The organism is Kaistella sp. SH40-3 (genome assembly GCF_030686865.1).
Lineage (GTDB): Bacteria > Bacteroidota > Bacteroidia > Flavobacteriales > Weeksellaceae > Kaistella.
In genome coordinates this window covers 229732-248356 of the sequence record NZ_JAQYUS010000003.1, presented here as the reverse complement: position 1 = coordinate 248356, position 18625 = coordinate 229732, and the positions used below count along the sequence as shown (strand labels likewise).

Here is an 18625-nt window from a genome sequence, read left to right as displayed (position 1 = left end):
AAAGAAGGATGCTTGTCGGCATCCTTCTTTAGATTTAGAGAAATTTTTTATTTCATTTTATCCAATAAAGCCTGAGTTTCTGTGTATTCCTCACCTTCTTTTTTAGCAAGTTCAATCGCTTTGGTTGCCCAGATTTTTGCATTTGCTTTATCTCCCGTTTTGAAATAAAGATTCGCAAGCGTATCAGTATTCGCATAACTTTCATCTAATTTTACTGATTGTTTTGCCCAAAGCAACGCTTTTTCTAGAGCGACTTTATCCGTAGCGTTTTCAAAAAAGTTCCATGCAATAGAATTTAATTCAGAGGAAGAGAATTCTGCAGAAGTTCCATCTTTATAGTATTCCATAGACAATTTTTGATATTCATTTTTGTCTTTATTCATCGCCGCAACTCGCATTTTTGATTTCAAAAGCATAGAACTTACGTTCCCTGCTGACATCGTTTTGCTTGCTTCTGTTACATATTTTTTCTCATTAAAAACTTTTGTTTTCGCGTCGTAGGAATCATTGAATAAAGCATTTGTTTTTAAGTTATTAAGCACTTTATTATAATTTTCCTCTGGCATCACTTTGATTATTTCTGCTTTACGAGAAATAAATTCTGGGAAAAGTGGGGAATTACTGTCTTTGGTTAATGAAAAAAGATAAGAGAAATCTTCTTGAGATAGTGGCTCGTTCTTTTTTCCTGCAAAATAAGTTGCCGCTGCTTTTGTCGCTAAATCCGCATCAGCAAAAGCAAATACTTTGATGACACTTTTCAAAAACTCTGGATCTTTATCTCCAGCCTCAAATTTCTTTTTTAGGGCACCCATCTGTTTTGTAGGATCTATCGCATCTTTTCCGACTTCTATAAATTCGGGAGCATCATAATAAGATGTAACACGGTGAATTACTTCTCCGTCACCATTAATGAAAAGATAAGTTGGGTAAGCTCTTACGTTATACTTTTTTGCCAAATCAATTCCTTCGCCTTTTTCCATATCAATTTTAGAATTGATGAAATTGGCATTGTAAAATTCTCCAACCGATTCTTGTGGGAAAACATTTTTCGCCATCAGTTTACAAGGTCCACACCAGGTTGTGTAAGCGTCTAAAAAAAGAAGTCTGTTTTCTTTCTTCGCAATGGCCAGTAAATCTTTGAAGGATTTGTTTTCCTCAAATTTCATTCCCTGTCCAAAAGTAATGATGCTAAAAAGCACCAATAATATCAATGATATTTTTTTCATTTTTAAAATTTATTAAGATGCTAAAATAATGTTTTCTGGAGTAATGTGAATGTAAATTTCTGTTTAATCTTTTGTTAATCTCCCTTAATTTAAGTTAATGTTTTTTTAATCTTAAAAATTGTCAATGATGATCAAGCCTTTTCCCTGAAATCTATCTTCATCTGTGCCTAAAATCGACTCATTTAATTTCCGTACTTTTGCACCTTTCAAAATCATACAGTCCAATTATACAATGAATTACATTTCAGCCGAAAATCTTACGAAATCTTACGGAGTAAAAACACTATTTAGGGATATCACTTTCCATATTAATGAAGGTGATAAAATTGCTATCGTTGCTAAAAACGGTTCCGGTAAATCGACTTTGCTCAAAATTTTAATGGGTAAAGAAATTGCCGATTCTGGGACGGTAACCATTAATAAAGATATTCAGGTTGTTTTATTTGATCAGGAAATTGATTTTGAAGGCGAACTGAATGTAGAAGAATTCATGATGACTTTGGATTCTGCGCCGATTATGGCGTTGAAAAATTATCATCACGCTTTGATTTCTGAGAATCCAGATGATATGGATAAAGCGCTGAACGAAATGGAAATTCACGAAGCTTGGGATTTAGAAAATGAAATGAGTCAAATTTTGAGTCAGTTGAAAATCACTGACTTAACTTCGAAAATGAAAACCCTTTCTGGTGGTCAGATTAAAAGAGTTGCGCTTGCAAAACTTTTGGTTGAAACCCGCGCTCAGCACCGTCATACCTTATTGATTATGGATGAGCCGACCAATCACCTGGATGTTGATATGGTAGAATGGTTAGAAAATTATCTGTCAAAAGCGATGGTAACTTTACTTTTGGTTACTCACGACAGGTATTTCCTGGATGCAGTTTGTGATATTATTTGGGAGATTGAGGATTACAATTTGTATTTCCACAACGGTAGTTATGGAACCTATTTAGAGAATAAAATCATTCGTGAAGACAATATGAATTCTACGATTGACAAAGCGCAAAACCTTTACCGCAAGGAGTTAGAGTGGATGCGTCGTCAACCGAAAGCAAGAACTACTAAATCTAAATCGCGACAAGATGATTTTTACGAAACCGAAAAAGTTGCCAAAACCGATACCAGAAAAGAAAAACTGGAACTGGATTTTGAGATGAAACGTCTTGGATCAAAGATTTTAGAATTACACGATATTAGTAAAAGTTTCGGCGAGAAATTATTATTGAAAGATTTCTCTTATCAATTTCAACGTGGTGAAAAAGTTGGAATTGTTGGAAAAAACGGAGCCGGAAAATCGACGCTTTTAAATATTATTCAAGGTTTTGAACCGTATGATTCTGGTTCCATTGAAACCGGAGAAACCATTAAATTCGGTTACTTTGCGCAAAAAGGATTAAAATATAAAGAAGATCAGCGAGTGATTGACTTTATTAGAGATATCTCAGAAAATTTCCCATTGGCAAACGGAAGAACGATTTCTGCCTCGCAGTTTTTACGTTTGTTCTTATTTGATGATCAAACGCAATATGCGGCAATTTCTAAACTTTCTGGTGGTGAAAAAAGACGTCTGCATTTGATGCATGTTTTGTATCAAAATCCGAATTTCTTGATTTTTGATGAGCCGACGAATGATTTGGATTTACCAACATTAACGGTTTTAGAAAATTTCCTTCTTCAGTTCCAGGGAAGTTTAATTATCGTTTCCCACGATAGGTATTTCATGGATCGTATTGTGGATCACGTTTTGGCTTTTGAAGGTGATGGCGTTATTAAAGATTTTGTCGGAAACTTCACCGAATACCGCGAAAAGAAATCTCAGGAACAAAATAAAAAAATAGCGGCGCCAGTTGCTGAAATGCCGAAAAAAGTTGAAGTTATTCAAACCGCTGCTTCTGTACTGACCAAAAAATTATCATTCAAAGAGCAACAGGAATTAAAAGATATCGACAAACAAATACCGAAGTTAGAAAAACAGAGATCTGAGATTTTGGAGAAACTGAATAACGAAACCGACTATGGTAAGATTGCAGAATATTCGGCAAATTTAGAAACCATTGCAGAGCAGCTTCAAGATTTAGAAATGCGCTGGTTAGAACTTCAGGATTAGTTTTTTGAGTTCTATATAAAATAGAATTAGGAACGGGCTTTTGCTCGTTCTTTTTTTGTCATATAAATTCGTGTGATCGGGCCAAAAAGAACTTCCTAAGATTTTCTAATCTTATTTTTATTACTAAAATCTAAAAACCTTTTGCGTTATTTGCGGTAAAATTAATTTTAACATGAGCAACGACCAAAAATTAGAAGCGAAGTACGGACTTTTTACCGCCATTTCTATGGTCATCGGTCAGGTCATTGGTTCCGGGATTTTCTTTAAAGTTGATGATGTTTTATTATCCACACAAGGAAATGTTTTAGCCGGACTTTTTGGTTTTCTTATTGTTGGAATCAGCGTTGTGTTTGCTGGAATTTCGATGGCAAACTATGCAGAACTGTTGCCAAAAGATGGCGGAATTCTCAATTACGTAAATTACAGATTTGGCGAAAGTGCGAGTTATTTTGTAGGCTGGATTTATATGAGTCTGTTTTACCCTTCGCTCACCGCAGTTTTGTTTACGGTTTCCGGAATTTATATCGCGCATTTATTAGCGGAGTTCATGAACTTTGAACCAACTTTTTTGCATTTTGCTTTAATAGGTTTTGTTAATTTAATTATCTTCTTTTTTATTAATATTTTCCGTCCGAAAAGCAGTGGGATATTTCAACAGATGACAACGGTGCTTAAAGTGTTGCCTTTAATTTTTATCGCTTCTTTAGGAATTTTAAGTTTATTTAAAGGAGAAGTAAGTGAAGTAAATACTTTTACACAAATGGGAAGTGGTTTACAAAATCAGTCTTTTATTCTTTTGGTGGCGGCGAGTTTTATTCCGATTTCTTTTGCATTTGATGGTTGGTATATTGCGACTCAGATTTCTGGAGAGATTAAAAACTCCAGTAAAAACCTTCCGAAGGCTCTGATCATTGGAACTGTTTCTGTGATGGTGATTTACATCGCCTATTACTTAGGAATTGTTTTCCGGATGAGTGGTGAAGAAATCATTCAGTTAAAAGATACGTATATCACAGAATTTGCGAGAAAAGCGGCTTCTAATTCGGGTGCGATATTAATGCAACTCTTTATTATTATTTCAGTTTTGGGAACATCAAATGGTTTATTGCTGGCAACGATTCGGGTTCCCTATCAGTTTTCCAATTTAGAAAAGTCAAAGAAATTTTTGAACTTAAATAAAGTGGATGAGAAAACGAAAATGCCTGTAAACAGCGCGATTTTCGGAACTTCGTGCATTGTTTTTTATCTTGCAATCTATTATTTAACAAATACAAATTCCTTTTTTACGGAGAAAAATTTTGATCTTTCCGCTATTCCTATTATTTTTATTTATTTGGTTAATGGTTCTTTGTTTCTGGGTTTATTTCAATTATTTAGAAAGAAAGTTTTTTCTAGAAATTCCTTTTTAAAAAAAATAATAACGGTTATTGCGGTCTTAGGAAATACAGTAGTCTTGTTCGGAACGGCAACTGCACCCAACGGAATCACTTATTTTATTATTAATTTGCTATTTATTGGCGCAGGATTTCTGTTGATGAAGAGGAACTGATAAATGTCAGTCTTCTGTAATTCGCCTCATTCACAATAAATTAAACACTTAGTTTTAAATTTTATTTAGAATAATTACAAATAAGGTTGTGTAATTGTAATGCGTTTTTTACTTTTGCATCGTTATTTTAATTCAGTCTAAATAAAAACGTACATGAAAAAACAAATCATTTCGCTAGGTGCTTTAATCATTGTCTCTTCGGTAAGTGCTCAAATGAAGTTCGAACCGATAAATGATACTATTAGAATTCAGCAAATTGAAGATATTAATATGCACAAAACGGGAAATCCCAATATTGCAAGACCACTTTCTTCAAAGTCGAATTTAACAATAATGGAAAATCCACAACCCGTTGCAATTGTTACCCATGAAATTATAGAGCAGCAGCAAGCAAAACAGTTAAGTGATGTTCTTCAAAATGTAAATGGACTTTATATCACTTCTTCCCGTGGGAATTCACAGGACAGTTTTGGTGGAAGAGGATTTAACTTTGGGAACGATAATATTTTTAAAAATGGTGCTAGAGTTAACAGCGGTGTTTTCCCAGAAGTTTCCGGTCTGGAAAGGGTAGAAGTTTTGAAAGGGGGAAATGCAATGCTTTACGGAAATGTTGCCGCTGGTGGAGTTGTTAATTTAATAACAAAGAAGCCGAGATTCACAAACGGCGGAAGTATCGGCTTAAGCGGTGGAAGTTGGAATACTTATAAACCTACAGTAGATTTCTACGGGCCGCTGAGCGAAAAAGTTGCTTTCCGTGTAAATGGTGCTTACGAAACTGCTGACAGTTTTAGGGATGTTGTTTCTTCCACAAAATATTATTTCAATCCTTCTTTCTTATTTAATATTGGGAGAAACTCTCAATTGATTGTAGAGGCAGATTATTTGAAGAATGATTTTACACCAGACTTCGGAATTGGGTCAATTACCAATAAAGATGGTTCTTACTCTTTAAATAAATTCTTGCCAAGAAATGCTTTCCTGGGGACAGACTGGCAATATCAAAATGTGCAACAGGCGACAACCGGAATTACTTTTAATCATCAGTTTAATGATATTTGGACTTTAAACGCTGTTGCTTCTTATCAGAATTATACGAAAGATTATTTTTCAACGGAGAGAGTGCAGTGGAGTTATGACGCCGCAGACCGCTTGAACTGGAAACGTCCGCTTAATAAATCTTATAATGAGCAGAATTATACATCATTACAGGTTAACTTAAATGGTGAATTTAAAACTGGAACCGTTAATCATAAAATTTTAGTGGGAACTGATGGCGATTACGGAACTGCTGATTCTTACACTTATTTAAATCCTGCGAACGGAAAAACTTTTGGTACTTCTTATTTATATGGAACGAATGGTGCTGCAGGCGGAACTTTGTATTTAGACGATGCTGCGAGTTGGGCTTCAGGAGCAATGCCTGATTCAATGAAAAAGGATAGAAATAGAATTCCTACCCAAAGATTCGGAATTTACGCTCAGGATTATATTGAACTTTCAGACAAATTTAAAGTGCTGGCTGGTTTAAGATGGTCGTATATTGAAAATAAAGAGTCAGAAAAAGTGAATTTTGCAGATGGTAAATTAACAACTGGAGAAGGAACTGTTGACAGAGCATTTTCCCCAAAAGCAGGTCTGGTTTATATGCCAAATGATCAATGGTCTCTTTTCGCAACTTATACCAATTCATTCTCTGCAAATACAGGAAGAGATATTAATGATAATTCTCTAAAACCTTCTTTAATCGACCAGTTTGAAATAGGCATGAAACATAATTTCTGGAATAATGCCGTTGCATTAAACCTTTCAGTTTACCAGATTGAAAACAGAAACTTCTATCAAACTGCCGAATTTAAAGCAGATGGTTCACCAAATGTAGATTCAACAATTAAAGATTTCGCCGGTAAAATGAGAAGTCAAGGGGTAGAATTAGACATCACCGGAAATCCTTATCCAAACTTGTCGATTATCGCTGGAGCGTCTTATAACCATTCAGTTTATTTAGATACGCCTGCAGATTTCGGATATGTTGAAGATCAAAGATTGGTGAGAACCCCAGCGACTACAGCGAATGCTTCCATATTCTACACGTTTACTGATTACGTAAAAGGATTGAAGTTGGGTGCAAGTGTTTATTATGTTGGAGACCGACTTGCTGGCTGGAATGATACCAAAGCCACAAATGATACCAGAGGTGGAATTACAAGATTGTTGGAAGTTGACGATTATATAACCGCTGCGATCTCAGTTGGGTACGACTGGAAGAAATTCTCTGTAATGGGTAAAATTGGAAATTTATTTGACACGGTGAATTATAACTACCACGAGAATTACTCGGTGAACCCGATTACACCAAGAAATTTCTACATGACCTTAACGTATAAATTGTAATTAAAACATTTTTTCATATCATCTTAATTTTAAAGTAATAGTAGTGGAGATTTCGTTTCCACTTCTGTTATTTCAAGTAAAAAAACAAAAAACAAAAAACAGAAAACTATGGCAGCAATTAAAGACACCAAGTCATTCATGCGGATTACGCACCGTTATTTAGGTTATTTCGCGGCGGGAATTATGGCCGTTTATTCCATCAGTGGGGTATTATTGATTTACCGTGATACTAATTTTCTGAAAAAAGAAAATAAATCCGAAATTGTATTAAAACCCAATATGACGGAAAAGGAACTGGCGAAAGAAATTAAAATGAAAAATGTGGAGTTTAAACCGGGAGATGGTGATTTAAAAACCTTTGAACAGGGAACCTATAATGTAAAGACGGGAGAAGCAAAATATACCAAAATGCAGTTGCCTTTTGTCTTAGAAAAATTCAATCAGTTGCATAAATCTACATCAAAACATCGTTATGCTTCTTTGAATACAGTTTTTGGATTGACGCTATTTTTCTTCGTAATTTCTTCTTTCTGGATGTTTAATTTCAAATCAAAAGCATTTCGTCGTGGAATGATTTACGCAGGAATCGGATTTGTGTTGGCTTTGATCATGGTGTTCTTTCAATAAATCATTAACAGCAGAATTTTTTGACCACAAAGACACAAAGTTTTTTTTTAGTGCAAAGTCCATGAAAGTGCTGCGCATAAAAATTTCATAAGGCAATCTTAATAATTTTAATTCCTTCATCAAACTTTAATGGTGAAATTTGAAATCTTAAATTGATTGGTCGCAGTATTTCTAGCCCTGATTGAACGGTCTGTTTGAGCTCTCCCAAGTAAGGAAAAAGCTGAGGCGGGAAGCGAGTAGTGAAAGCAGGTTCTCGGCTCCTAAAAAAAATGATAGTCAGACGCTAAATAATTCGCTTCTAGAATTGTAGCCTCGGAAAATTTAATTATCTTTGCACCCTTATAATTAATCGGGACGAGTTCCCACAAATTCAAACATTTATGTCAGTAAAAATTAGATTACAAAGACACGGTAAAAAAGGAAAACCTTTCTACCACATCGTAGTTGCCGATGCAAGAGCAAGTAGAGATGGTAAATTCATCGAAAAATTAGGTACTTACAATCCTATTACCAACCCAGCAGTTATCGAAATTAACGTAGATGCGGCAGTAAAATGGTTAGATAATGGAGCGCAACCAACTGATACTGCTCGTGCAATTCTTTCTTACAAAGGAGTGCTTTACAAAAAACACTTACAAGGTGGAGTAGCAAAAGGGGCTTTTGATCAAGCGACTGCAGATAGCAAATTCGCAACTTGGTTAGAAGGAAAAGCGCAACAAGTTCTTGGTAAAAAAGACGGTTTGGCTAAATCTAAAGAAGATGCTAAAAAAGCAGCTTTAGAAGCAGAAGCAAAAGTAAACCAAGGTAGATTAGACGCTGCACAAAAATTAGTTGATGATGCGAAAGCTGAAGCAGATGCTAAATTGGCAGAAGAAAAAGCAGCAGAAGAAGCGGCTAATGCTCCAGTAGCAGAAGAAGCGGCTCCAGAAGCAGTAGCTGAAACTACTGAAGAACCAACTGCAGAAGCAGAAGGAACTGAAGAAACTCAAGCTTAATAAATTTCTTACTTAAGAATTATGGAGGCGTCATTTTTTGACGTCTCTATTATTTTAAAACCATTTATATTTGCATCATGAAAAAAGAAGATTGCTATTTTTTAGGAAAAATTACCCGCAGACACGGACTACACGGAAACGTATTCCTAAAATTGGATACGGATCAACCTGAAATGTATTCTAAATTATCCTCTATATTTGTTGATATCAACGGATTGTTGGTGCCTTTTTTCATTGCTAAACAATCTTGGAGCAAAGGCGAAACGCTCATTGTATCTTTCAAAAATTCTACCGAAGCTTTGGTCGATCAGGTCGTGGGGAAAGACGTGTACCTTCCGCTTTCTGGCTTGCCAAAATTGACCGGAAATAAATTTTATTACCACGAAGTTGTAGGGTTCGAAATCCGCGAAGAAGATGGTAAATCTTGTGGAATTATAGAAACGATTAACGACCAAACGGGTCAGCATTATTTCGTGCTCAAATTAGCAGATAAGCAAATTGTTATTCCGATTATCAGAGATTGGATTCTGGAATTAAACAGGGAAGAGAAATTTATCAGAATGTCTTTGCCAGAAGGATTGATGGATGTTTTCTTGATTCCATCGAAGAAAGACGAGTAAGTTTTTTTTTTGGCGACAATTCCGCCTTTCGTTGTCGATTTTTTTAATTGCTGGCTTCGACAAACTCAGTCATTAATTAAAAAGAACTGCACTCAAGTCGGGTCGTAACTGGGATTTAAAAACAACCCCTTTTTTTAATAGTAGTTTTTGTATTCTCGCACTACGGAAGTGTAATCTTTCGATTGAGTATCCAATTAAATGAATTTGAACGCTTATTAGTAAGCGTTTTTTTTATGATAATTTCCGCCTAAGAGCAAATTTTACGCCAATTTTTAGTAAGTTTGCATCTATTGATTTTAAGGAAATATGAGAACAACAATTAAAGAATTATTAGAGGACTATAAAAAACTAATTCATCACGACATCACAGTGCAAGGCTGGGTAAGAGCATTTCGCTCTAATCGATTTATTGCTTTGAATGATGGGTCTACGATTAACAATTTACAAGTGGTTGTTGACTTTGAACAATTTGATGAGAATATTCTTAAAAACATCAGCAACGCTGCATCAGTAAAGATCATAGGTGAAGTGGTAGAAAGCCAGGGAGCCGGACAGAATATCGAAATCATCGCCAAGAAAATCATCATCTTAGGAGATAACTTTACTGAAGAAAGAGATAAAACAATTCTTCAACCGAAGAAGCATTCCTTAGAGATTCTTCGTGAGCAAGCGCATTTGCGTTTCCGTACGAACTTATTTAGCGCTGTTTTCAGAGTGAGAAGTTCGGTGAGTTTTGCGATTCATCAGTTCTTTAATCAGAACCAGTTTTTCTATATGAATACGCCAATTATTACAGGAGCCGATGCTGAAGGAGCCGGTGAAATGTTTGGCGTAACGAATTTTGATCTTGATGAAATCCCACGGGATGAAAATGGAGCAATTGATTATTCACAAGATTTTTTTGGTAAGAAAACCAACCTGACCGTTTCCGGACAGTTGAACGTAGAAACTGCCATGATGGGATTGGGAAGAGTGTATACATTCGGACCAACTTTCCGCGCAGAAAACTCGAATACAACGCGTCACCTTGCAGAATTCTGGATGGTGGAACCGGAAGTTGCATTTAATAATTTAGAAGACAATATCGATCTTGCAGAAGATTTCTTAAAATACGTCATCAACTACGTTTTAGAAAATTGCAAAGATGATCTTGAATTTTTAGATAAGAGATTTGCCGAAGAGCAAAAACAAAAACCCGAGAAAGACAGAGCTTCAGAAGGTTTGCTGGAGAAGTTACAAAACGTTATTCAGAAGAGATTTAAACGTGTTTCTTACACCGAAGCGATTGAGATTCTTAGAAACTCGAAAGAAAATAAGAAAGGCAAATTCCAGTTTCCTATTGATGAATGGGGCGCAGATTTGCAAAGTGAACACGAACGTTTCTTAGTTGAAAAACATTTTGAATGTCCGGTTGTTTTATTTGATTATCCAAAAGAGATCAAAGCGTTCTATATGAAACTGAATGAAGATGGAAAAACGGTTGCTGCCATGGATGTTTTATTCCCTGGAATTGGTGAAATTATCGGAGGTTCTCAAAGAGAAGATAAATTCGATGTTTTGAAAGCCAAGATGAAAGATATGAATGTTGATGAAGAGGAACTTTGGTGGTATATGGACACGCGAAAATTTGGTTCTGTGCCGCACGCTGGTTTCGGACTTGGATTAGAAAGATTGATTCTTTTCGTAACAGGTATGACTAACATCAGAGATGTAATTCCTTTCCCTAGAACACCGCACACTGCAGAATTTTAAAATAAATTTACTATGTTTATGGTTCAAAAGAGCTGCATTAAAACTTAAAAGAGAAATAACATCATAATATGTTGAAACAAAATCTTCAAATGAGACTTGGCCAGAAATTGGCCCCGCAACAAATTCAGTTAATGAAATTGATTCAACTTCATACCCTCGAATTTGAAGAAGAATTGGAACGTGAACTTGAAGAGAATCCTGCTTTAGAAAAAGTACAGGAAGATAATAAAGAAGAAGATTACGCCTCGCTGGATGAAAAATATGAAGATGAAGGCAATGAAAGTATCGATACTGATTTTGATGTTAATGAATATATTTTCGATGACGAGCCAGCCTACAAATCTTCGGCCAACAATTACTCTGCAGATGATGAAGAGTTCGACAGTCAGTCGCTTTTAACAGAAGGCCAGTCTTTATACGATTATCTTTTGGAGCAAATTCGTTTGGCAAATATCGATAATGATGATTTGAAAATTGCTGAATATATCATCGGGAACCTAGACAATGATGGTTATCTTCGTAGAGAAATTAAGCAATTAGTTGATGATCTTGCATTTTCTCAGGGATTGATGACGACGCCAGAAAAGGTGACTGATATTTTGGAAAATTACGTTCAGAAATTAGATCCACCAGGAGTTGGCGCAAGAGGTTTGCAGGAGTGTCTTTTACTGCAAATAGAGAAAAAAGTGAGCGCTGAAAAAGCCGTGATTTTGGCAGGCAATATCTTGAGAAGTCAGTTTGATGCTTTAACGAATAAGCATTACAACAAGATTATTCAGAAATATGATATCGAGGAAGATGATTTGAAAGATGCTCTAGAAGTGATTTCTAAATTATCGCCGAAAGTTGGTGGGAATTTCGATACTCAAACGATTACCATTAACCAGGAAATTATTCCTGATTTCCTTATCACCGTTAAAGATAACGGTAAAAAAGGAGTAGATGTAATTCCATCTCTGAACAGTAAAAATGCTCCATCACTGAGAGTTTCAGATGAGTATAAAGACATTTTGACTACCTATTCTCACGATAAAAAATCGGCTGAGCATAAACAGGCGGCACTTTTTATCAAGCAAAAATTAGATGCAGCAAAATGGTATATCGATGCGATTAATCAGCGTCAGAATACTTTGTTACAAACGATTTCTGCCATTGTTCAGTTGCAGAAAGAGTATTTCATTACTGCTGATGATAAATCATTGAAACCGATGATTTTAAAAGATGTTGCCGATATCACAGGATTTGATATTTCTACGATTTCCAGAGTGGTAAAAAGTAAATATGCAGATACCCCAAATGGAATTGTATATCTGAAAAGTCTGTTCTCTGATTCATTGACAAACGATGATGGTGAAGAAGTTTCTACCAAAGAAATCAAAACGCATCTTATGGATATTATCGATGGTGAGAACAAAAGAAAACCTTATACCGATGATGCTTTGGTTAAATTATTGAAAGAAAAAGGATATAATATCGCCAGACGAACCATTGCAAAATATCGTGAACAACTAAATATTCCGGTGGCAAGGCTAAGAAAAGAATTATAAAAATTTATTTTAAGAATATAAAAAGAAGAGGGGAATTGAATTAATTTCCCTCTTCTATATTTTGGAGTTGTTCCAGATTTTTACCCAATCTTCTTAGGATAAATCCGTAGACTACACGGTAATAAATCCAGATTAAAACCACGCTTATTCCCATTGTCAATAATAATCCTGCAATAAATCCGATTAAGGTTGGATTGGTCAATTCAATATTTTGCTCGGCTAAAACTGAAAACGTAAATATTCCCAAAATCAGGGTAAATAAAATGACCAAAGCAATGTTTGCCACGATAAACAATTGAACCGTTTTTTTAAATTTAATGATTTGCAGAATTAACTTTTTAAGGTTCGATTCTACATTTATTTTTCGATAATTTTGGTAGAAACAGTAAACAAAAACCGCAGTCATAACCAAACTTACGATTTTTAGGATAAGATAAATATTTGATAATGTACTTTCGAAATTTGACGAATTATCGATTCCTAATTTCCCCAGAACACTCATTAAATCGGTGGTGTCTTCTCCTAAAAAAAGATAATACAAGTTGGCTCCCAGAATTAAAATGAATTCCACCAAACTGATCCAGAGAATATATTTCACATAATTCCGTGAGGATTTATTCAGCATCGATTCTATTTCTCTGCTGTCATATTTTGGCTCAATCGGTTGTTTTTGCCAAGTTTCTTTGAAACTGTCTAAATCAAATTCAGGCATGTTTTTCCATTAGTTGTTTTAAAGTTTTTTTCAGCCGATTCATTTTAACTCTCGCATTAACCTCCGTAATTCCTAAGTTTTCTGCAATATCACGATAAGGTAAATCATCCAAATACATTGTGACAATCGCACGTTCTACATTGGGTAGCATTTTAATCACTTTATAAAGAGTTGAAATATGTTGTTGTCTTTCATCATCAATTTCTACAAAATCACTATGATGATAATCCATCAATTCGTCGGTTTGGGGCGATTTTGTTTTTTTTCTGAAGAGCGTAATTGCAGTATTCAGTGCAACACGATACATCCAAGTAGAGATTTTCGATTGTCCTTTGAATGAGTCGTAGGAACGCCAAAGTTGTAACACAATTTCCTGAAAAAGATCTTGTTCATCCTCCAAAGTATTGGTATAAAGTCGAGAAACTTTGATAATCAAACCTTGATTATCTTTAATTAGTTTCGCGAACTCTTTTTCTTTGGCACTCAAATCTGATGATTTTTCTAAAGAGCGAAGATAATTTTTTTAAACCGAAAACTCAAGTAAATCTGTTTAATTCCAAAGGAAATCCAATGTTTTTTGTCAGGAATGCAGGAATTTTAAATATACTCTCCTATTTTATTAATATTGAAATATGATTGCGAAGATTTAAAAAGGTTTTGTGAATTTATTGCTTTTAAATGTTCTATAATTTTAGGGATTTGGCCTGGTTTTTACCATTCAATTTCGTGGTTGTATGCAAGTAGGTTTTAATGCAACCTTACATCTAATTTATTATATTTGCTACATGATTCTACGCGGAGAAAATTTAATTAAAGAATACGGCCCTAAAAAAGTGGTAAAAGGAGTTTCAGTCGAAGTTCGACAAGGCGAAATCGTTGGGCTACTCGGTCCAAACGGAGCCGGAAAAACCACCAGTTTCTACATGATTGTAGGCTTGGTAAAACCAACTTCGGGTAAGATTTTTTTAAATGATAAAGAGATTACCAATGATGCCATGTATCGCCGAGCCCAAAAAGGAATCGGTTACTTAGCGCAGGAAGCCTCAGTTTTTAGAAAACTGTCGGTGGAAGATAATATCTTGGGAGTTTTGCAATTGACCAAACTTTCAAAGCGGGAACAACAGATGAAATGCGATGAACTTATCGAAGAGTTTTCTTTGCAACATGTTCGTAAAAACCGAGGTGATTTACTGTCTGGTGGTGAAAGAAGAAGAACTGAAATCGCACGTTGTCTTGCAACAAGCCCGAATTTTATTTTATTAGATGAACCTTTCGCTGGAGTTGACCCGATTGCAGTAGAAGATATTCAGAAAATTGTAAGAAGTTTAGTCGATAAAAATATTGGTATTTTAATTACCGATCACAATGTTCAGCAGACTTTAGCGATTACTCATAAAACCTATATCATGTTTGAAGGACGGATTTTGAAAGAAGGACTTCCGCATGATCTAGCCAATGATCCACAAGTTCGTGATGCTTATCTGGGCGAGAATTTCGTATATCAGGATATTTTAAATAAACCCAAAAAGAAATCTTTTGTCTATAATATTTGGGCAGGTAATTTTGATTCTAAAAATCAATTCCAAAATTTTGTAGATGAGAATTTTCAGAATACAGATAATTTAAGATTGATGTACGGTTTTGAAGATATCAGTTTTGCTTCTTTGGCAAATTCAGAAATCGAACATATCTTTAATGACGTGGTTGACAAAAATTCTAATAATTCATTTTTGTTTCAGAAGAAAGAAATCAATTCAAATTATTCTTTAGTTGAAGCAGAATCAAGCGCAAAAGCAGCCAGCAAGCCAGAGTTACATTATTTAACAACGTTTTCTTTTGATTCTTAATAAATATTGAGACAATAATGGTTATTTAATTTCCAGTTGTAATAGTATATTGTGGTCGCTTTTTTGTTAACTTAGAATATTCCAAATTTTTTTCTAGTTTAAAATATGCCAAAACCTTTCAAAAGAACTGTTACTCTTTACAACATTTATCAGCAACTGATTCCCTTCATTAAACCTTATCGTTTGATGATGTACGGAACTTTATTTCTGACTTTTGTCGGTGCTTTAATGGCACAGGTGAATCCTTTGGTTTTAAAATACACCGTTGATGAAGTCACTAATTTAACGCAACTCCCAAATCCTATGGATGAGGGAATTCACGTTTTGGTGATTATTTCTTCGATTTTGTTGGGAAAGGAAATCATTAATATTTTTATTCAGTTTGGTCAAAAATTTTATGGCGAAAAAATAAGAATTAATACCAGTTCTGTTCTCGCTCAGACTGCAATTGACAAAATCTTGACGTACAGCGTAGCTTTCTACACCAATGAAAATCACGAAACTGGAAAACTGCAGCAAAGGATTGATCGTGGAATCGAGAGTTTAACGAAACTGGTTCAAAACTTTTTTATTGATATTTTACCGCTTTTTTCCAACGCAATTATTGCTTTGGTGATTATGTATATGCAAAATGTGTATGTCGGTTTGGTTTCTACAATTGTAGTTCCTATCTATTTTGCCGTGAGTTCTATGCAAGCGAAAAAACTTGCTGGAGTTCGTCGGCAATTAAGAAATCAACGGGAAAAAAAGACATCGGGACTTTTAAATTTAATCAATTCGATTATGGTGATTAAAAGTTTTGTTCGGGAAAAATTTGAAGGTGAAAAACAGTACGATTTGCAAATGCAGTTAATGGAAAGCCAGTTGTTTACCCGAAAAACCAATTTCTTTTATGATGGTTTAAAAACTTTTATCGAACAGTTCGGCGTGGTGCTCATTATTCTTTTAACCGTTTATTTAGTGCTCGATCAGCAAATGACTATTGGTGCGATTATGTTGCATATTCTTTTGTTTAATAATGTTTCGGCGCCGATTCGCCAACTTCACCGGATTTACGATGATATGAATGATGCCATGATTTATGCCGAAGGATATTTTGATATTTTAAATGCCGATGATCAAACAGAACCCAACGGAATTTATATCGAAAAAAATATCAAAGGGAAATTTGAATTGCAGAATGTAGATTTCACGTATCCGAATGGAATGAAAGCCTTACACCATGTTTCAATGAATATTCAAGCCGGAAAAACCACCGCCTTAGTTGGTTTAAGTGGCGCTGGAAAATCCACCGTAATTAATCTGTTGTGTAAATTTTATTTGCCCGATTCCGGAAATATTTTTCTGGATGATGTTGAGTTGAATGACTTTGATAATACGGCTTTGCGAAACGATATCGGTTTGGTTCTACAGAAGAATCATATTTTCCAGGGAAGTATTGAAGATAATATTCGCTACGGAAATATGAATGCGACTTTTGAGGAAATAGAAACTGCCGCGAAAAAGGCCTATCTCCACGATCAAATCATGGATTTGCCAGAACAGTATAATCACGATGCAACGCAACTTTCTGGTGGACAACAACAGAGAATTGCAATTGCCAGATTATTCTTGAAAGATCCACCAATTATATTTTTGGATGAACCAACTGCAAGTTTAGATGCAATTGCGACGGAACAGATCAAAAACTCTTTAGATGCGATAAAAGAAGGAAGAACAGTGGTCATTATTTCGCATTCCTTGTCGCAGATTTTAGATTCAGATTGTATCTATGTCATGGAAAAGGGAAGAGTCGTAGAAAGCGGAACTCATGATGAATTGATCAATCTTAATGGTTCTTACCGAGATATTTTCGATGCTTCTGCAAGAAGTCTTAATCTCGATAAATTAATGAGTTCTTTTAAAGAAAATTAAATTTAAAAATGAAAAAATACATCATCTTTCTTTTGCCATTATTGGCGTTAAATTCTTGTTCAAAAATAGAAGAAACCATCAATGAACAAATTGAAAAAACAACGACCAGCGTAAAAGAAAAAGCACATACTGCGGTTACAGAGACGCTGAATGAAACCGTCAGCAATTCCATTAATTCTTTGACCAATGCAGAGAATACTCAGTTTAAAGAAGTTTTTTCGCAGGGAGATCCTACCATGATTTCTGATTTTAAAGGCAAGAAATTTACGTTCCCAAATGGTTCGCCAGCGTATGTTTTTAAATATAAAGCCGATAAAGATTTGTTGATTCCGTATCTCGAAAATCAAGAAACTTCGAATGAGGAGAAATCTGATACTGTAGCGAAAAAAATCGATGGGAAAACCTTCATCGATAAATTAAGTTTTGTGGAGAAATTCTTGCCGGAAAATACGATTGATATGAGTTTTTTAGAAGATATTAAAAACGATAAAAGTATCGAGTATTATAAATTAAAAAGATTCCCAAACAGCAGCACAATTATTTATAATCCTAAAACAGAGCAGGTTTTTCAGTTTGTAGAAACCGCGAAATAATTTTGTGACTTAAAGTCTTTACTTCCTAATTCATTTATAAAAATATGCCCCAAAATATAATTCAAAATACAGTCGCTTTTGTTAAAGAAAAATTAGAAGGTGCTGAAGCCGGTCACGATTGGTTTCATATTGAAAGAGTTTGGAAATTATCAAAAAAAATTGCTGCTGTAGAAACCTGTAATCTAGAAGTTGTGGAACTTTCTGCCTTGCTTCATGATATTGCGGATCCAAAATTTCACGAGGGCGATGAAACTTTGGCTCTTAAAATTTCTCAGGAATTTCTAGAAGGTCAAAATGTTTCTGGTGAAGTTATCGATCAGATTTTATTTATTATTAAAAATATTTCCTTCAAAAATAGGGGAGAAATTCCTGATGTTCTGCCTATCGAACTTCAAATTGTTCAGGATGCCGACCGAATCGATGCTATTGGTGCGATTGGAATAGCGCGAACCTTTAATTATGGAGGCTTTAAAAATAATTTAATGTATCATCCCGAAATTCAGCCAAAGTTGAATATGACAAAAGAGGAATACAAAAAGTCTACAGGAACAACGATCAATCATTTTTACGAAAAATTACTCCTTTTAAAAGATTTAATGAACACAGATACCGGGAAAAAATTAGCAGAAGAGCGACACGATTTTATGCTTAATTTCCTTGACCAATTCTCCCGTGAATGGAATGTAGAGTGAATAAGAGCCGAATAAAAGGAGACAATTAAAAAAGAAACGATACAAGTTAA

General features: G+C 34.9%; 14 protein-coding genes and 1 pseudogene. 12 read left to right on the top strand and 3 right to left on the bottom strand.

Annotation, left to right across the window (positions count from 1 at the left end):
- Positions 1-47 precede the first annotated feature (47 nt).
- The gene (locus tag PUH65_RS07025) at positions 48-1226 is read right to left on the bottom strand and encodes a thioredoxin fold domain-containing protein (RefSeq protein ID WP_305519164.1); all 1179 of its coding nucleotides are present in this window, start codon (positions 1224-1226) and stop codon (positions 48-50) included.
- A gap of 232 nt (positions 1227-1458) precedes the next feature.
- Between PUH65_RS07025 and PUH65_RS07020 the strand changes: the two genes are divergently transcribed.
- From PUH65_RS07020 to rpoN, 8 genes are all read left to right on the top strand, one after another.
- Entirely contained in the window at positions 1459-3336 is a 1878-nt protein-coding gene (locus PUH65_RS07020; RefSeq protein ID WP_305519163.1) for an ABC-F family ATP-binding cassette domain-containing protein, read from the top strand.
- 172 nt (positions 3337-3508) lie between these two features.
- A complete protein-coding gene (locus PUH65_RS07015) occupies positions 3509-4885 on the top strand; it encodes an APC family permease (protein WP_305519161.1) in 1377 nt (458 codons plus the stop codon).
- A 153-nt stretch (positions 4886-5038) separates the two neighbouring features.
- On the top strand, positions 5039-7276 hold the full coding sequence (locus PUH65_RS07010) for a TonB-dependent siderophore receptor (protein ID WP_305519160.1): 2238 nt from the start codon (positions 5039-5041) through the stop codon (positions 7274-7276).
- Positions 7277-7384: 108 nt separating this feature from the next.
- Positions 7385-7903, top strand: a complete 519-nt coding sequence (locus PUH65_RS07005; RefSeq protein ID WP_305519159.1) for a hypothetical protein — start codon at positions 7385-7387, stop codon at positions 7901-7903.
- 380 nt (positions 7904-8283) lie between these two features.
- The gene (locus tag PUH65_RS07000) at positions 8284-8898 is read left to right on the top strand and encodes a 30S ribosomal protein S16 (protein WP_305519157.1); all 615 of its coding nucleotides are present in this window, start codon (positions 8284-8286) and stop codon (positions 8896-8898) included.
- Positions 8899-8975: 77 nt separating this feature from the next.
- Positions 8976-9518: a ribosome maturation factor RimM gene (gene rimM / locus PUH65_RS06995; RefSeq protein ID WP_305519156.1), complete on the top strand. Its 543-nt coding sequence runs from the start codon at positions 8976-8978 to the stop codon at positions 9516-9518.
- A gap of 306 nt (positions 9519-9824) precedes the next feature.
- A complete protein-coding gene (gene asnS / locus PUH65_RS06990) occupies positions 9825-11270 on the top strand; it encodes an asparagine--tRNA ligase (protein ID WP_305519155.1) in 1446 nt (481 codons plus the stop codon).
- Between the two features lie 68 nt (positions 11271-11338).
- The gene (gene rpoN / locus PUH65_RS06985; RefSeq protein WP_305519153.1) at positions 11339-12817 is read left to right on the top strand and encodes an RNA polymerase factor sigma-54; all 1479 of its coding nucleotides are present in this window, start codon (positions 11339-11341) and stop codon (positions 12815-12817) included.
- 40 nt (positions 12818-12857) lie between these two features.
- Here rpoN and PUH65_RS06980 read toward each other — a convergent pair whose 3' ends face one another.
- Complete coding sequence (locus PUH65_RS06980; protein WP_305519152.1) at positions 12858-13529, bottom strand: beta-carotene 15,15'-monooxygenase; 672 nt, start codon at positions 13527-13529, stop codon at positions 12858-12860.
- Positions 13522-14016, bottom strand: a complete 495-nt coding sequence (locus PUH65_RS06975; RefSeq protein WP_305519151.1) for an RNA polymerase sigma factor — start codon at positions 14014-14016, stop codon at positions 13522-13524. Before PUH65_RS06975 ends, PUH65_RS06980 begins: the two co-directional genes overlap by 8 nt.
- A gap of 298 nt (positions 14017-14314) precedes the next feature.
- Here PUH65_RS06975 and lptB point away from each other — a divergent pair.
- The 4 genes and pseudogenes from lptB to PUH65_RS06955 form a co-directional block, all read left to right on the top strand.
- Positions 14315-15040 (top strand): annotated as a pseudogene (gene lptB / locus PUH65_RS06970) (LPS export ABC transporter ATP-binding protein); the annotation flags it as partial.
- Between the two features lie 522 nt (positions 15041-15562).
- A complete protein-coding gene (locus tag PUH65_RS06965) occupies positions 15563-17290 on the top strand; it encodes an ABC transporter ATP-binding protein (protein ID WP_305519318.1) in 1728 nt (575 codons plus the stop codon).
- Between the two features lie 8 nt (positions 17291-17298).
- A complete protein-coding gene (locus tag PUH65_RS06960) occupies positions 17299-17883 on the top strand; it encodes a hypothetical protein (RefSeq protein WP_305519149.1) in 585 nt (194 codons plus the stop codon).
- A gap of 44 nt (positions 17884-17927) precedes the next feature.
- Entirely contained in the window at positions 17928-18575 is a 648-nt protein-coding gene (locus PUH65_RS06955) for an HD domain-containing protein (RefSeq protein ID WP_305519148.1), read from the top strand.
- Positions 18576-18625: the final 50 nt, after the last annotated feature.

Coding starts and splice junctions, on each gene's coding strand:
- rpoN (WP_305519153.1), top strand. CDS start 11,339: ATGTTGAAACAAAATCTTCAAATGAGACTTGGCCAGAAATTGGCCCCG.
- PUH65_RS07015 (WP_305519161.1), top strand. CDS start 3,509: ATGAGCAACGACCAAAAATTAGAAGCGAAGTACGGACTTTTTACCGCC.
- PUH65_RS06955 (WP_305519148.1), top strand. CDS start 17,928: ATGCCCCAAAATATAATTCAAAATACAGTCGCTTTTGTTAAAGAAAAA.
- rimM (WP_305519156.1), top strand. CDS start 8,976: ATGAAAAAAGAAGATTGCTATTTTTTAGGAAAAATTACCCGCAGACAC.
- PUH65_RS07025 (WP_305519164.1), bottom strand. CDS start 1,226: ATGAAAAAAATATCATTGATATTATTGGTGCTTTTTAGCATCATTACT.
- PUH65_RS06980 (WP_305519152.1), bottom strand. CDS start 13,529: ATGCCTGAATTTGATTTAGACAGTTTCAAAGAAACTTGGCAAAAACAA.
- PUH65_RS06960 (WP_305519149.1), top strand. CDS start 17,299: ATGAAAAAATACATCATCTTTCTTTTGCCATTATTGGCGTTAAATTCT.
- PUH65_RS07010 (WP_305519160.1), top strand. CDS start 5,039: ATGAAAAAACAAATCATTTCGCTAGGTGCTTTAATCATTGTCTCTTCG.
- PUH65_RS06965 (WP_305519318.1), top strand. CDS start 15,563: ATGATGTACGGAACTTTATTTCTGACTTTTGTCGGTGCTTTAATGGCA.
- PUH65_RS07000 (WP_305519157.1), top strand. CDS start 8,284: ATGTCAGTAAAAATTAGATTACAAAGACACGGTAAAAAAGGAAAACCT.
- PUH65_RS07005 (WP_305519159.1), top strand. CDS start 7,385: ATGGCAGCAATTAAAGACACCAAGTCATTCATGCGGATTACGCACCGT.
- PUH65_RS07020 (WP_305519163.1), top strand. CDS start 1,459: ATGAATTACATTTCAGCCGAAAATCTTACGAAATCTTACGGAGTAAAA.
- asnS (WP_305519155.1), top strand. CDS start 9,825: ATGAGAACAACAATTAAAGAATTATTAGAGGACTATAAAAAACTAATT.